This is a genomic window from Acetivibrio sp. MSJd-27, from assembly GCF_018918095.1.
In the GTDB taxonomy this organism is placed as follows: domain Bacteria; phylum Bacillota; class Clostridia; order UMGS1840; family HGM11507; genus HGM11507.
The window spans coordinates 1-15902 of sequence record NZ_JAHLPV010000015.1 but is presented as its reverse complement, the minus strand read 5'-3'; the positions used below and the strand labels follow the sequence as shown (position 1 = coordinate 15902).

General features: G+C 42.3%; 10 protein-coding genes, 1 tRNA gene and 1 pseudogene. 1 reads left to right on the top strand and 11 read right to left on the bottom strand.

Translation table 11 applies throughout. The features are described from left to right. Positions 1-14 precede the first annotated feature (14 nt). From KQI32_RS06820 to KQI32_RS13635, 3 genes are all read right to left on the bottom strand, one after another. The gene (locus KQI32_RS06820; protein WP_216424434.1) at positions 15-3515 is read right to left on the bottom strand and encodes a hypothetical protein; all 3501 of its coding nucleotides are present in this window, start codon (positions 3513-3515) and stop codon (positions 15-17) included. Position 3516: 1 nt separating this feature from the next. Next, positions 3517-5982, bottom strand: coding sequence for an RND family transporter (locus KQI32_RS06815; protein WP_177691830.1), 2466 nt, complete (start codon positions 5980-5982; stop codon positions 3517-3519). 479 nt (positions 5983-6461) lie between these two features. Continuing rightward, entirely contained in the window at positions 6462-6713 is a 252-nt protein-coding gene (locus tag KQI32_RS13635) for a Lar family restriction alleviation protein (RefSeq protein WP_216424432.1), read from the bottom strand. Between the two features lie 312 nt (positions 6714-7025). On the opposite strand from KQI32_RS13635, the gene KQI32_RS06805 reads away from it, so the two are divergent. Next, positions 7026-7397 (top strand): helix-turn-helix domain-containing protein, encoded by a 372-nt coding sequence (locus tag KQI32_RS06805; RefSeq protein ID WP_216424430.1) that lies wholly within the window; start codon positions 7026-7028, stop codon positions 7395-7397. Between the two features lies 1 nt (position 7398). Here KQI32_RS06805 and KQI32_RS13395 read toward each other — a convergent pair whose 3' ends face one another. From KQI32_RS13395 to KQI32_RS06770, 8 genes and pseudogenes are all read right to left on the bottom strand, one after another. Beyond that, positions 7399-7560 carry a hypothetical protein gene (locus tag KQI32_RS13395; RefSeq protein WP_253291097.1) on the bottom strand — a complete coding sequence of 54 codons (162 nt, stop codon included), beginning with the start codon at positions 7558-7560 and terminating at the stop codon, positions 7399-7401. 24 nt (positions 7561-7584) lie between these two features. Then, positions 7585-7773: pseudogene (locus KQI32_RS13630) on the bottom strand (helix-turn-helix domain-containing protein); the annotation flags it as partial. Between the two features lie 977 nt (positions 7774-8750). Then, a tRNA-Ala gene (locus tag KQI32_RS06795) sits at positions 8751-8826 on the bottom strand. Between the two features lie 36 nt (positions 8827-8862). Beyond that, positions 8863-9258, bottom strand: a complete 396-nt coding sequence (locus tag KQI32_RS13625; RefSeq protein ID WP_177691834.1) for a DUF2752 domain-containing protein — start codon at positions 9256-9258, stop codon at positions 8863-8865. After that, the gene (locus tag KQI32_RS06785; RefSeq protein ID WP_177691835.1) at positions 9255-9599 is read right to left on the bottom strand and encodes a DUF4234 domain-containing protein; all 345 of its coding nucleotides are present in this window, start codon (positions 9597-9599) and stop codon (positions 9255-9257) included. Before KQI32_RS06785 ends, KQI32_RS13625 begins: the two co-directional genes overlap by 4 nt. A gap of 327 nt (positions 9600-9926) precedes the next feature. Then, complete coding sequence (locus tag KQI32_RS06780) at positions 9927-12614, bottom strand: trehalase family glycosidase (protein ID WP_216424427.1); 2688 nt, start codon at positions 12612-12614, stop codon at positions 9927-9929. Between the two features lie 227 nt (positions 12615-12841). Next, a complete protein-coding gene (locus tag KQI32_RS06775) occupies positions 12842-15466 on the bottom strand; it encodes a valine--tRNA ligase (RefSeq protein WP_216424426.1) in 2625 nt (874 codons plus the stop codon). A gap of 19 nt (positions 15467-15485) precedes the next feature. Beyond that, entirely contained in the window at positions 15486-15671 is a 186-nt protein-coding gene (locus KQI32_RS06770) for a hypothetical protein (RefSeq protein WP_216424420.1), read from the bottom strand. Positions 15672-15902: the final 231 nt, after the last annotated feature.

Sequence of the window (15902 nt, the reverse complement as noted above, 5' to 3'; positions counted from 1 at the left end):
TCTTTTTTCCTCCCCTATTTCACCTTTGTTTTCGAATGATATTTTCTGCGGAAGAGCCCTTTTCTCTTCAAGAAAATAAAGGTAGCCAGCAAAATAAAAAGTGTTGCAATGCTAATTACAATTAGTATTATATTTCCTTTTGATGATGTAATACAGAATGTATTTTCATTTCCATACATATAAGTCATCAGATAACTCCCGTTTTTGGTATAGGAAACTTCTTTCCACTCATCACCTGACAGACACCATACTTTTATCTGTTTCGTGCCTGCTGGACAAAGCAACCGGACTGGCACTTCCTGATCCGCCGTTATATCCGCTCCCTCAATCTTCAGTTTCCACATCACAGGAGAATCTTCGCCGCTTTCGGACGGCGGAGATTCTGTACTGTCTGTTACAGACAGTATAGCGGTGTCACGGAAATTTCCCTCCGCCAGCGCCAATGCTTTTCCACTTTTTTCATTTGTCTCACTACTGGTAAGCACAGTGACCCATGGTGTGTAAACTGCATCTAAAACTGCGCTGAAAGTGATATTTGAAAAATCAAATTCCGGCCACGCGCTATAGTACCCCTCTTTTTCAGGGATTTGCGGCATTCTGGATGCAGGCAGCGATTCGCCGAATTTCAGTACTTCTTCCCCAAGCACATTGCCATCCGCACGGAAGGTTAAAACAAACTGCAGAAATTTATCCGGCAGCTGACTCTGTTTGGAGAGCGCTTCATAGGAGATGGGCTCGGCGATTCCGGCATAGCTGATATTATCAATTCCCGCCCATCCGGTATCCAGAAAATAGTTGCTGCTGATTCCGCTTTCCTTTTTGCTTCTTGTCCCCGCAACTGCACCCACAAGACCGGTTCCCTTTTCTATATTAACAATGGAATAGCATTCTGTCATCTTTTTTGCTTGTCCGGCAATACCGCCAACGCTGCTTCTCCCAGCCAGGGTACATTTGGCGTAACTTCTGCGGATTGCCGCATCTGACAGGCCAACAATTCCACCGACATAATCACCGCTTGTACTTTCCACCCTGCCATATCCTTCACATTCCTGTATGGTTCCCAAATTCATCCTTCCCACTAAGCCGCCTGCATAATTTTTTTTTGCGGTTACACTGCCCTCATTCACACAGCCAAGGAGAACCGCTTTTGCTTCATAGCGGAAGTTCAGCGATTTTTTCCCCATAGAAGAGATATCATCCTCTGGATCCAGGTCGTATTCAATCGCCATTGATCCAACCGCCCCGCCGACATTCAAATCCGCTTCTACAGCACCATAATTTATGCATCTACTCACCTTTCCGTCAGTAGCAGAGGAAATGTCCTGCTCCGAGATATCCTCCGTCAAATCGGATAAATCAGTATCTCTTGCAGAAACAGCATCAATCAATAACTGCATTACCACATGGAACTGATCGCTGATCGCCTGCAAATCAGAAGTGAACTGTTTTCCAGCTGAGTGAAGTTCGGTGTTCAGATTGTTCAGCTGAACCGAAACTCCGGAGAGAGAGGAATATAAGCGGTCTGTATCCAAATGGAAATCACTGTCCAGTGCCGGAAAAGTGATAGGCTCCCGTTCTGACAGATCTTTTAGAATATCTCTGCTCTTCCCCACTGCCGCCGTGATACTGTCTGTCGCCGCCTGCATGGTATTCAGAGAGGTTCTTACTCCCTGAACCATTTGTCCCGCTGCATCCGAAGCATCCTGAAGGGAGTCCATTGCCGTCTTTATTTTTTTGAAGGAACTCCGCGCTGCGTTTCCCGCTGCCACGAAATTATCCATTGCCCTGTCCAAAACACTTAAAGCACCCAGCAGTCTCTCCCAATCTACTGGGTGGCTCTTGAGTACGTCTATGGCCTCCTGCATGTCGGCTATCGCATTGCCCGCTGCTTTCAAAGCGCTTTCCAACGCATTCACCGCGTTTGCAATCTCCTGCTTTTGTTGTTCCAAATTTCCCCAATCAATTGGTAACAACGCATCCTTTAAATCGCGGAATGCGGTTCCTATATCTTGAAATGCTGTTTTTAAACCTCCCATGCCTTCGGCAAGCTGTGTTAAGGCCTGTGTTACCTTATCAGGATTTCCTCCTGTCACCGCATCCAGCAGCCTATCTGCGGCTGTCTGTATCTTGCTGATTCCAATCTGAAGATTGCCGACGGCAGCATCCAGATCGTTTAAAGCCTCCTTCATGGCTTGCAGCGCATCCTTGCCGCTCTGCGTTATTTGATCTATTTCCTCCAGTGCGTTGCTGAGCTGGCCAACCGCATCTGACAATGTATCGGAAGCCATTCTGATATCCTCCATTACAGGAACGGTTTTATCCAGCGTCTCCGTCACGATCGCACTGATGTCATTTACTGTTTCCATGCTTTGATTTACAAAATCAGAAACCTGCCCGGCATAATCAGAAGTTTGATCCAGCAAATTTTTAGAGCTGTCTTTGGCTTCAGAGGCATATCCGGATATCATATTGATTCGATTTGATACGGTATCTGACGTGATGTTCACATTGGCCAATGCCTGGTTTACCAGAGTGTGAAGCCTGTTCATTTCACTGTTCAGCTGCTGCAGTTCATCCTCCGAATACTGCAGGAACACATAGGGTTCCATCTGACCTGCAATGCCACCCACATCCTTGCGGCCAAGCACTTGTCCATAATTATAACATCCGTTCATATATCCGGCCTGCCGGCCGGCAATTCCCCCGATATTATAGCCCATATGCGGATACCCAACAACACCATAATTATAACAGCTTTGAAGAATGCCGCTCGAGTATCCGGCAATTCCTCCAGAATCGGTATGCCCGCTGATAGGAACTGTATTTTCATCCAGCTGATCCAACTGTTCCAATTGGATATCCTCTAATTTTAACGCTGCCTCCTCCGAGGTAGTATTGATTTTACTTTGATTGGTACATTTGAGAAGAATACCGAAGTTTTCCCCCACGATACCGCCGGTATACTTCTGGCTGCTTAAAATCCCCTGGGAGACACAATTGCCGATTCTTCCCTCCGACTCATTGATTCCGACAATTCCTCCCACAATACTTTTTCCGCTGATATTTCCGGAAAAGCGGCAATTTTGGATATTGCCGCGGTTATTTCCCGCAATCCCACCAAATGTATCTTTTCCCTCTCCTGACGAAATAGAAACACTTACATTCAGATTTTGAACGAGGCCGCTTTTCTGAATATAACGGAATACCCCCTGCACCGGACTGCCCGCAGGCAAAACGATGCCGCTTATCGTATGACCTCCGCCGTCAAAGGTGCCGCCAAAGGTAGGAATGGGAATAAATTCATTTCCCGTAAAATCCAGATCGTTCATCAAAAGAATCTGCTTTCCCTGTGACCAGGTATCCAGAGAGCATTTTTTGGACAACACCCGGAAATCCTCCACGGTGGAAAGAAAAATAGTATCTTCCTGCGCAAATACTGAAATAAAATCAGCCGGCATGAAAGAAAAGAAAAGGAGAAAAACCAGCCATAGAGATATCATTCTATTCTTGTTCATTTCACACTTCCTCCTTATTTTGCTCTGTATTTTCCGTATGCTCTGTTATCATTTTTTCTTCCTCGATATTTCCTGCTTCTACCATCGCATTTATGGTACCATGAACGGTACCCTGCAAATCAGCGTCCACCATACCGGATATATAACCGCGCACATGACCGCTTATCCGCATATTCCCCGTATGGTTTCGGACGATATCCGGTTTTTTCAGAGAAAATGCTGTCTTCTCAACAATAACATCCCCCAGCAATAAGATTTGGGGCAGTGTAAACATAACCAGGATAATGGAAATAATCGTTCCGCGTCCCAGGCAAACACCAATGGAAGCAATAATTGGATTGGAGGAAAGCTGTCCAATCAAAATACCTGCGGATGCAAGCATCAGGCCGGAGGTCATAATAGTGGGAAATGCTTGGTTTAAGGCCGTTATCATAGCCTGTTTGATCGGCATTTCCTTTTTCAGTGTGGTGTAACGGTTGGTTATAACAATGGCATAATCAATGTTTGCCCCCATTTGAATGGAACTGACCACCAGATAGCTCATAAAGAAAAGGTTGCTGTGTGTCAGTGTTGGAAAGGAAAAATTCATCCATATGCTTCCCTGTATTACTAAAATCAGTAAAATCGGAAGTCCTGCGGATTTGAAGGTAAACAGCAGCACCAGAATAACAAATACCGCTGACAGAATGCTGATAAGAATATTGTCATTTCCAAAGGAACTGGATAAATCGTAATCGTTTGTAGAATTACCTACCAGATAAACCGGATCATTATAGTATTTTTCCGCGATCTGATGAATTTGATCCAAAAACGCAAAGGTTTCCGCACTTTCCTCAGGCAAATTCAGATACAGCAACATACGGCTATAATGCTCTCCCTGCAGCTGCAGCTGTGCATCCTTCAGCTGGCTGTGCATATCCTCAAGTTTTTCATTAAGTTCCTCATCCAAATTGACATATCCCTGCTGTTTTTGATCATAAAGAAACATAAACATATCAATGAGAGGAACTCCATAGCTATCAATTCCGCTGACAATCTGTCCGTAAGTTTTTTCATTGGCAGCATAAGCGGTATACAGCAGCCGTGCTACCTCAATATCCAAATCGGTTAGCTCCGCGAATTGACGGCTTGTAAGCGTATCCGTCAATACATATCCATCCATCGCCTCAATATTAGAGAGCCCCATCGTGGAATCGATTTCGGTGCAGCTGTTCAGCTCGGAAAGAAGTTTGGCTTCTGTTTTATAGTCACCCGCCGGCACCAATAATGCCATCATATTCTGACTGCCGAAAGTTTCCTCAATCCTCTGCTGCTGAATCTGGCTTTCATTTTGTTTTGCAGTATGTAAAGTACTGGTTCCATACACATAGGGACATTGATTTGACAACAAAAAAGCAAACACCAAGAGACAAACAAAAACAGGAGGAATGATAAAACGAGACTTTACCGCCAATTTTCCAACTGCCGTAATCCGCGGAACAAAACTGCGATGGTGTGTCTTGTCAATCCATTTCGAGAACAGCATTAGCAGCCCCGGCATTAAAGTAAAAACACACAAAAGGCTGAAAAATATTGCTTTGATCAACACAATTCCCATATCAAAGCCAATTCGAAACTGCATAAAAGTCATCGCCACAAGCCCTGAAATGGTGGTAAGGCAACTTCCGGATATCTCCGGAATCGCCTTGGACAAAGCAGTAATAACTGCCTCGCGCGCTTCGAGATGCACTCGTTCCTCGGTATAACGGTGACATAGGATAATTGCATAATCCAGCGCAAGCGCCAACTGCAATACAACCGCAATGGATTTCGATACGAAAGAAATTTCTCCGAATATAAAATTGGTTCCCATATTCAAAATTGCCGCAGTTCCAAAGGTGATCAATAAAACAGGGATTTCCATGTAGGTATGGGATGTAAAAAGCAAAACGGCAATGATAATAACAACTGCAATCACCATTACCACATTCATCTCGGATGCAATAGTTTCAGAATCCGAATTTCCAACTTCTGTGAAGATTGAAACATCCCAGCCAGACAGGGCGTCCCTCACGCTTTTCATAGCGTCCAGGCTGATTTGATCATCTGTTTCACCGTCAAATGTAATATCAAAAAGAGCCGCTGCAGAGCGGAAGTGATCCTGCGTGTCATCAAATGTGACAGACTTGACTCCCTCCAGCTCCTTAAGCTGCTCTGCAACCTGTTTCGCTTTTGCATAAGAAATATTATCCACCATCACCCGTGCGGAAGCAAAGGTTGTAAATTCATCCTCCATAATCGTCAGGCCTTGCCGCGTCTCTGTTTCCTCCGGAAGATACGAGGTTAGATCTTCATTGATAGAAACCCACGTGCTGGCGAAGACACTGAAAATAGCCATTCCGATAAATACCAGAAAAAAACCTTTCCGCTTGTCTACAATAAAAGCCGCCAGCCGCTCAATTGCACTTTTCTTTTCTTCTTTCTTCATAAAGCTGTCCTCTTTCCCGACCCGAAAGAGAAGTTTCTTTCCGGCCGTATCTGTCTATCGATTTTTATCGGTTTAACGGTTCGTTTGTTTAAACCATTATACTACATTATAAAAGGTTCGTCTATATTGAGAAAGAAAATCGAGATCATAGGTATAACACAATGTTTTCTTTTGAGATTATGTATACTTCTCTAGTTTAAGGCCTTTCTTCTCTGTGCACAATCGAGTAGCCCCTGTACCTCCAAATATTTATTGAAGAATGGATCAGACTCAAGGTCCGTCTCCACCAAATAGTGACTTTCTATACAATGGTTCTTCCCAATTGATACACTAATGAGCTGAAAAACAAAATTTTTCTTCTATACACCAGAAATCAATTTTTATGAGTTATGAAAATGCGGGGACGATTCTGTCATATTCATGAATATTTCGACGCAGAATTGCAAAAAATTGTTTTGTAAAAACCAACTTTGTAATGCTTAAACATTGCTTTTGACCCTTCTGTTCCATAATTCTGCCGCTTGTCTCCTTCCTCTCTCAACCGTATCATTCGTAATAGGAGTAGAGATAGTGTTTCCTGATATTACCACATCATTTATACCTGCCAGTCTGCCCCGAGCACCGCAGTTTTTGCATACAACAGAAACACCAACTGTTCCATAATATTTAGGGTTATACACTTTTATCTCAGCATGACCGCCGCAAAACGGGCATGGTTTTAGTCCATTCATCAGAAATTCGACATCCTTTCTAATCTTATCTTTGCATAGCATCACGCTATTTTTTCGCCTTATTAATTTCCGGTATTTGTATTCTAGATATAGACAGATTGCCACTATTTTATATATATTATCGTTTGTAAAAAAGTAGTTTTACATCTTATAAAATCGCATTTATGCAACTCTGTGGATTAATCGTATCATCACTTGAGTCATTTGTCAATATGAAAATCGCATTTTTGCGAAAAATAAGTTGCGCTTTCTCCTCTTATGTGATATATTATAATAGGAAAAGAGGTGTTTTTATTGAATACTGGAGAATTGATGAAAAAAAGAAGAAAAGAACTGCGAATGAATGCGGACTATATTGCGGATAAATTGGGAGTTTCAAGATCCACGATATTCAGATATGAAAATGGGGAGATTGAAAAAATGCCTATTTCCGTTTTAAAGCCGCTGTCTGAAATCCTGGGCACTACACCAGCTTATCTAATGGGATGGGAAGATGAGACAAATTTCCATAACCCTAAAAATACTTTCTTTCTCACGGAAGAAGAAAAAGAGCTCATCACACAAATAAGAGATTTTGATGAGCCCATACGGGATGATTTATTAAGTTATATCGCTGATTTGCATCAGGACAGAGACAAAATTCCGAAATCGGAACAGCATATTTGCAAAAGAAAAGCGAACTAATTTATTCTTCTTTTGATTCCGACCTTTTTTCGGTTAGATGAATGATCATTCTGGTTACCATATATTTTTGAGAATCATCCAGGTAATCAGAATATGCATTCGCCGCTTCCTTGTCAGTAAAAAATTTTTTGCTTTTCTTATAGCCCTCAAAATCGATAACCACACTGTGTTCCTCCCCCTCAAATGTAAATAGTTGATCATATGTGACATCCAGCGCAAGCACAATTTTTCGGCAAAGGGGAAATGAAGGATTTTCGATGTTGTTGTTTTCCAATTTGTTCAAATACGATTTGGACACATGACACAAATTCGACAGTTTCCGTAAACTCAAATTGCGCTCTGTCCTCAGTTTATACAAATTACAAATCAATATCATTCCCCCGCAATTTCAAAATGATTCTATTATTATCCTTGCCGGAATTGTCACTTGATTTTTATCGTAATCTGCTTTTTTCATTATTATAGCACAAACAATGTCCTATATCAGAAACTTTTTTCATTTATTTCCTATTTTTACAATAAAAGTGTCGAAAAATGACGATTTTAAAGCTTAATTGTTCACATTATTAATATCAACTCTTTATTTTTCTTCTTTTGTGTCGAAAAATATCGTAATTAAAATGTATATAGAAAAATTAAAAGATGATATGTCTCAGTGCATCATAGCAATCCTTCTTAGAACGTAGACTTAAAATTCTGCTCACCATCCTATCTATGAAAAGTTTCATTTAAAGATACGGTTATAATACTAATAAAATACAAGAGGAAGCAGGCAGCGGAACCGATAATACAAGCTGTAATAAGTGCAGTATTATTTACTCTGGAAGCAAAATAAAAACTCCGTTTTTCCCCAGCACTCACTGGAGATAAACGAAGTTTTATGTGAAGAGATTTCAAAAATAGCTGGCATGCTCTCACTTGTCTCTTTACGATATATATCATTTTTTCCCATTCGATTTTTACATGTACGCTTGTTGAATAGCAAAGTAGCATTTTCTAGTATTATGTCTTTTTTGATTTAGAAAGCATTGTAAAATACGACAATCTCAAATGTGCCGCAGATACACCAATTCTATTATTTTCAAGATAAAAACTACTTTCTGACGTACGAAGGCAACGGTAAAATGAAGTGTACAAAAAGAAAAAAGCAGTAAAAAGCAGCTTTCTTTGTACAACTAATGATTTTAACATCATTTTTAGCATATCCTTTGATGCTAGACAAGATCATTAGCCAAACATTCAGCATCTAAAGTACAAAAGATGTTAAAAACCATGATAAAATAAAAGTGCGGTATTTCAAAAAATAAGAAAGCCTACAACCTCAATGCTTATAGAGGTTATAGGCTTTCTTAATGGTGGAGCATAGGGGGTTCGAACCCCTGACCTCTTGACTGCCAGTCAAACGCGCTCCCAACTGCGCTAATGCCCCGTAATAAGCAGGATATCCCCTGCTGTTTTTCAAATATTAGACAGGCGGACGCAAAAGCGGAAACTGCGGAAAATTTCTTATTACTCCGAACAGCACCAATATTACGGCCATACTCCAAACAACAATCCTCTGTCCCTTTGTAAGCTGTTTCCTTCCTGTTTTCACATAGCGCACTGTCAACTGTACCATCAACAAAAATATCACCGGTAACAAAAACAATACTATGCTATTATAACGTAAAGCAGATAAAAAATCAAGTCTTAAAATAGAAATGCACATTCTTGACACTCCACACCCTGGACAATAAAGCCCGGTAAGCCTATGAAATGGGCATGGAATCTGTATGCCAAGCAGATAAAGCACAGTGTAAACAAATCCTGCGGAAGCAAAAAAAACTGCTGTCCGCAGAACTTTTCTCCATCTTGTTCTCATTCCTGAGCCATTTTATTCAAGCCATCCTGTGCCAACGCATAAACGACAATTCCAAGCCCAAAAATCATCAAAATTAGATAAAGGATTCCTGTGCTGGAATCTACAGACATTCCGCGCATCTGGCGTGCCTGATTTAGTTTTCCGCCCATCTTATAAGCCCAATAAATCCCATAAATTCCACAGGTGATCAGTGTAAAAACAAATGCCAGCCCACCGGATGTATCTTCCTCTCCAGCTGCCTCATTCATCTCATTCGTTAGACAGATGAACCAATAAATCCCATAAATTCCGCATGTAATAATAGTAAATACAATGCTGAGTGCAACATCTCTTTGTCTCATAACTCCCCCTCATTTCTTTGCTTCTTTTTATAACCTTATAATAAGAACGAAATGCTTTTGCTTCGCAAAAGTCACCATAAAAGCAACGCTCTTGATGATACAATTTTCATGAACTTCGGTTATACGGATTTGTTCCAGACAAGCGAAACTTAGACATTCATTATAATATACCTCGTGTATATTATACCACAACAACGAAGGCGGCGGAATGTCGCCGCAGTATTGTGATTCAATCGTTCTCCAAACCTCTTAACATTTTCAATATTCTAGAGGTTTGTGAGGTTATTATACCATAAATTCGTTCCATTGTCTATTCTCTTTGTATCGTTAGGCTGTCTTTTCTGCGATAAATTTTCCTTGTGTCCTGGCGGGAAGCACAATTTCATAGACGCCATCAAATACAGCCTTTGCTTTCACTTTCTTTCCCTGGTAAGTAAAACGATAGTCATTCCCCTCCTGCAGTGTCAGCAATACAGCAACTTCATCTTGCCCCTCAATGGTTAAATCCGCATAGAATTCTGAAAAATTATCTTTAAAGCGCCTGTTTTCCACAAAAACTTCAAAACCGCAGGTAAAATTTCCGATGACGAAATAGGAAAAGAACCAGTTAACAACCGGTCCGGACAAGGCAGAAAAATCATGCCACCCTGCTCCCCGTCCGCTCTGTACCAGAAAATGCTCATAGCAGTGATAGGTTAGGTCAGTCTCTTTCTTCCACAGCTGCAGTGCCGTCAAAGCAATTTTTCTTGCAAAATCTGTCTCATTTAAATCCAACATCGTTTTAAAGAGAAACCATTGATGTGCCATCCATACCGCACCATTCCAATAACCACAGGGATTAAAATAAGGAGCGCTTTGATCGACTGTAGATATTCCAATTGGAGTCCACAGCTCCCGTTCTGATTTCAGATGGCTCAGCAATGCTTTTTTCTGAACGGGAGTAACAATACCAGCCACTAAGGGGTATAGCCCATCCAATCCCATATCGAAGTTCGTTCCGTCTTTATCGCGTAAAATATCCTTTGGCTTTCCATTTTCATCGTGAACGACATAGCCGAAATAACCGGACTTCTCATCCCACGCATTTACCTGAAGAGCCTTTTCAAACCGTTTGCTATCTCTGCGATATGCCTCAGCCTCTTTCTCTTTTCCCAATTTCTGCGCAAAAACCGTCATCATTTTCCCAATTCGGATCACGTGACAATTGGTAACAACCGGAGAAATGCAGCCGGTCAGGCCATTTTCATGCACGTACACTTGCGGGGGATAATCATCCCATCCTCCCGAGTTATAGAAATAATCCCAGGTTTTGAGCACATCAGATCTCAGCTGGTTCGTCGTAGAGCCCCCGCTTTTTCCGGCAAGAAACTCGTAATATTGCTTCAACCTCGGATAAAAATATTCTAAATGTTCCTCTGTACCATAACGGTTCATAAGCTCCAAAAACAGATAGAACTGAACAGGTACCGGTGAGCCGAAGTGGACAAATGCCGCGTGCGGAAAACCAGGTTCCGTCATATACGCATTCAAAATGTCCATCGCCCTTTCTTCTGACATCATCGAAAGCGCCAGCCCAATAAATCCGGAGTCCCACGTATAAAGGCAATCCCACCCTTTTCCCGGCGTATTGTGGCGGATATAGTCGCCATGTACATAGATGGGAAATACAATATTGTTCTGGATGGTAGCGGCCATCAGGGAAATTCCCTGTTTGTATTGCTGTCCAGCTGTATTGCTGCGGAACTGTATTCTTCCGGCTCTTCTTTCCCGATAAAGTGCTTCTAAAATTTCCGGCTCGACAGAGAGTCCTTCTATTCTTGATTCTACCTGTTCTTTGGTTCCACAGGTCACAAAAGCGTAAACTGTTTCGGTACTGTGAGGCTTTAAATGAAACGGAAAAAGCACCGGCACCGTATAATGCCCCTCACCGCCATCGTCATAGCATTTCTCAAAAAAACAATTGGAAGTCGCCCGAAGAGAATGCTCAATGCAGTCTGTCAGGTATTCTTTTACAATCGAACCGCCCTCCTGCCATTTGAGACCATAGACAACAGGAGTATCCGGATAATCCAGTATCAAACTGTTTCCTTTTTTCTTTATTTCCGGTTTTCTGTTCCAATGCTCTATTTCAAAGGACACTTCCCTCGTTTTTTCCGCTTCACAAACAACAAAGCCATCTATCGCAAGCCCGCCTGCTCCATGGGCTGTCAGAGTGATTTCATGACTGCCCTCTTTCAAACGTCCAATCGGAAATTGACAGACTGTCATTTGGTTGGATTTCGGCAGGATAATCTGCTCGCGAAAGCTTCCATCTATTTCAAATACATTTGCATGTTCCGCACAATACCGTACCATCAAAACTGCATTTTTCATCTGTTTTTCTGTCTGAAAATGATAGGTTACGCGGTCTCCCCTCTCATCTCCGAATCCGGCAGCCAGAGCACTGCCGTTTACAAAGCCACTCCTGCGTTTTTCTCCGCGGAACAGTCCTTCAAAAACCAGATGATCCGTAGGACGGGGCGTGTGATAGGTAAGATCCGTATAGGATAGGGCATCAATATAAACCGCTCCCTTTGGCAGTTTGCAGTAAGCATATTCCATTACTCTGCGATCATTCAGGGATACCAAAGGCGTCTCCATGGAAGCCATCAGGCTCATAGAAGTATTCTGATTTTCATCCGTATTATTTACAAAATGACATCGGATCACCCGCGTATTTTTATCATAGGTATAATAGGACACATCCGCATAGACCTTATCCTTCCATTCCATCTCATAACGGTAAGAATAATAGCTCAAATCAACGGTCGTCTCCCAGGGATGGATTCCGCAGTCCCTCAAAGCATCGGGGAACATATATTTTGCCCTGTAATAGGATGGAATCACACTCAAATCAAAACGCAGCCCCTTTTTTCGATCTGCAATATGGGACAATCCATAATATAACTTTGAAAACGGTCCCCATTCTGGTACATGCAGATCATGGGTATTGCGGTATTTTTCTTCCAGACTCATTTTTGTTTTCTCCTTTTAAGCAATTCCTTGAAAGTACAGATTTTGAATCCCTTTTTCATCACATCTTTTCGTTCTCATAACGTTTCACGTTTTTATTGTATCACATCCTGTACAAGGAAAAAAGTGTTTTTTCTCCTTTTGGCCATATATGATAAAAAGTGGCTAGAGAATGAAAAAGGCTGCATCACAAAAATCGTGATACAGCCATTGAAAAGAATAAGCACTTCTTACTTCCGATAGCTCTCCAATCTGGATTCAATCTGCTGAAGCATCTGGGTATATTTTTCTTTTTTCGCTTTCTCATTCTCCACCAGTTTCGCAGGGGCTTTCTCAAGGAATCCGTGATTGGAAAGTTTTTTCTCCACTCGATCGATTTCTCCTAAAACATTGTTTTTCTCTTTTTCCAGACGCTCAATCTCCTTTTCAAAATCAACCAAATCACCTAAGGGAATCAGGATCTCAGCATCTTCGGAAACGACAGATACGCTGTCCTCCACCGATAAATTCATGTCATCGGTCACCGTAATACCGCTGGCACCCGCCAGCTTCAGAAAAATTGCCTCGGATTTTTCAAAAGCGTCCTTTTCTTTGGTTTTTATAAACATCTGTGCTTTTTTCGACATGGGTACATTCATCTCTGCACGGATATTGCGTACCCCGGTGATAGCGGAAATCAGCATACCGGCAGCCTTTTCTTCGGCTTCAAAGCAAAGTTTTTCATCAAACTCCGGCCATTTGGAAACCATAATACTCTCCTCATCTACAGGAAGGGACTGGAAGATTTCTTCTGTAATAAATGGCATAAAGGGATGAATCATCTTTAAGAATCCGCTCAGAACATAAGCAAGAACATTCTGCGCTGTTTTTGCGTTTTCCCCTTTTTCGTACAGCCGTGGTTTCACCATTTCAATGTACCAGTCACAGAATAGATCCCAAGAGAAATCATACAGCTTCGCCAAAGCAACACCCAGCTCAAACCGATCCAGGTTTTCCGTCACCTCTTTGACCAGTGTATTATATTTGGAAAGGATCCACTTATCCTCCATCTCCAGCTGAGCCGGCAATTCGATTTTATCAATTTCCAGGTTCATCAGCACAAAACGGGAAGCATTCCAAATCTTATTGGCATAGTTTCTCGCCGCCTCCACCCGCTCAATATAAAAACGCATGTCATTTCCGGGAGAATTCCCGTTTGCCAAAGTGAAGCGCAATGTGTCCGCACCATACTTATCTATAATTTCCAAAGGATCGATACCGTTGCCGAGCGATTTGCTCATTTTGCGTCCCTGGGAATCCCGTACCAGTCCATGGATAAACACGTGACGGAACGGAATTTTGCCGGTATGTTCCAATGAAGAAAAGATCATTCTGGCAACCCAGAAGAAGATGATGTCATAGCCTGTCACCAAAACGGATGTCGGGAAGAAATAATCCATTTCCTTCGTCTTTTCGGGCCATCCCAAGGTAGAAAACGGCCAGAGAGCAGAACTAAACCATGTATCCAGTACGTCTTCCTCCTGACGCATTTTTCCACCGCATTTCGGACAGGTATGAACCTTCTCTTTGCTGACTACCATCTCGCCGCAGGCATCACAGTAATATGCCGGGATTTGATGCCCCCACCATAGTTGACGGGAAATACACCAGTCATGTACATTTTCCATCCAGTTCATATAAATCTTAGAAAAGCGATCCGGCACGAATTCCAGTTCCCGTTTTTCTACCACTTCAATCGCTTTTTTCGCCAAAGGTTCCATTTTAACAAACCATTGACGGGAGGTGATCGGTTCAACCGTCGTACCACAGCGATAGCAGATCCCGACATTGTGGGAATGGGGCTCCGTCTTTAACAACAAGCCTTCCGCTTCCAAATCAGCTACAACGGCTTTACGAGCTTCATAGCGATCCATTCCTTCATATTTTCCCGCATACTGATTCAGAGTAGCATCATCATTCATTACACGAATCTGTTCCAGATTATGACGCAAGCCGACCTCAAAGTCATTTGGGTCATGGGAAGGCGTAATCTTCACACAGCCCGTCCCAAATTCCTTGTCAACATAGTCATCTGCAATGACCGGAATTTCTCGATTTACCAAAGGAAGAATCAATGTTTTTCCCACCAGATGAGTATATCTTTCATCATCCGGATGAACTGCTACCGCGGTATCTCCAAACATCGTTTCTGGCCGCGTCGTTGCAACTATCACAAACTCATCGCTGTCCTTCACCGGATATTTGATATGCCAGAACGCACCGGCCTGGTCCTCATGCTCTACCTCTGCGTCGGACAGGGCTGTAATGCAGTGCGGGCACCAATTGATAATCTTGTTTCCGCGGTAAATCAAGCCCTTTTCGTACAGATTGACAAAAACCTCTTTTACAGCTTTGGAACAGCCCTCATCCATTGTGAAACGCTCTCTGCTGAAGTCGCAGGAACTGCCTAGTTTTTTGATCTGATCCATGATATAGTTCCCATGTTTTTCCTTAAAGTCCCAGACTCGTTCCAAAAACTTTTCACGACCTAGATCATGGCGGGTAAGCCCTTCTTCCTTGCGAAGAACCTCCTCCACCTTGATCTGGGTTGCAATTCCCGCATGATCGGTACCCGGAACCCACAGAGCACAAAAGCCCTGCATCCTTTTATAGCGCATCAGGATATCCTGCAGGGTTTCATCCAGCGCATGTCCCATATGCAGATGTCCTGTGACATTCGGCGGCGGAATCACAATGGTAAAAGGTTCTTTCTTTTTATCCATTTGCGGCGTAAAATAGCCGTTTTTCAGCCAGGTATCATAAATCTTTTCCTCCACGTCCTTCGGATCGTAATTTTTTGCAAGTTCTTTTCTCATTCCGTTAACTCCTCTCAGTTCAGCCCTTTATGAATAAAATCAATGCGCCGAAGGCCGCAACAAAAAAGCCTACCGCTTTTACATATACCACGTATTTATCAAAATCCGCCCCATCTGCCTGGACCTTCAGCACCTTCAATATCTTTTTGGATAGAAAGCAGATGAGGCCGCCGACGGCGACAAGGATCAGGCATAGAATTTTCATAGCTTTTCTCCTTATATTCCAATCTTACTGCATTGTTTATTATTTTATCATTGAAGAGAAAAAAAATCAAGAAATTATATAGATTAATGTACATTAATCTATACAGCCTGTCGAAAAACGCATGGATTCCATCAAGCGAATCCACGCGTTTTTGTGTCTATTGGGAATAAAAACATGAGTATCCGATGCAGCGTGCCATGGTTCCCATCCCGCCACTTCCACATGGCCAGC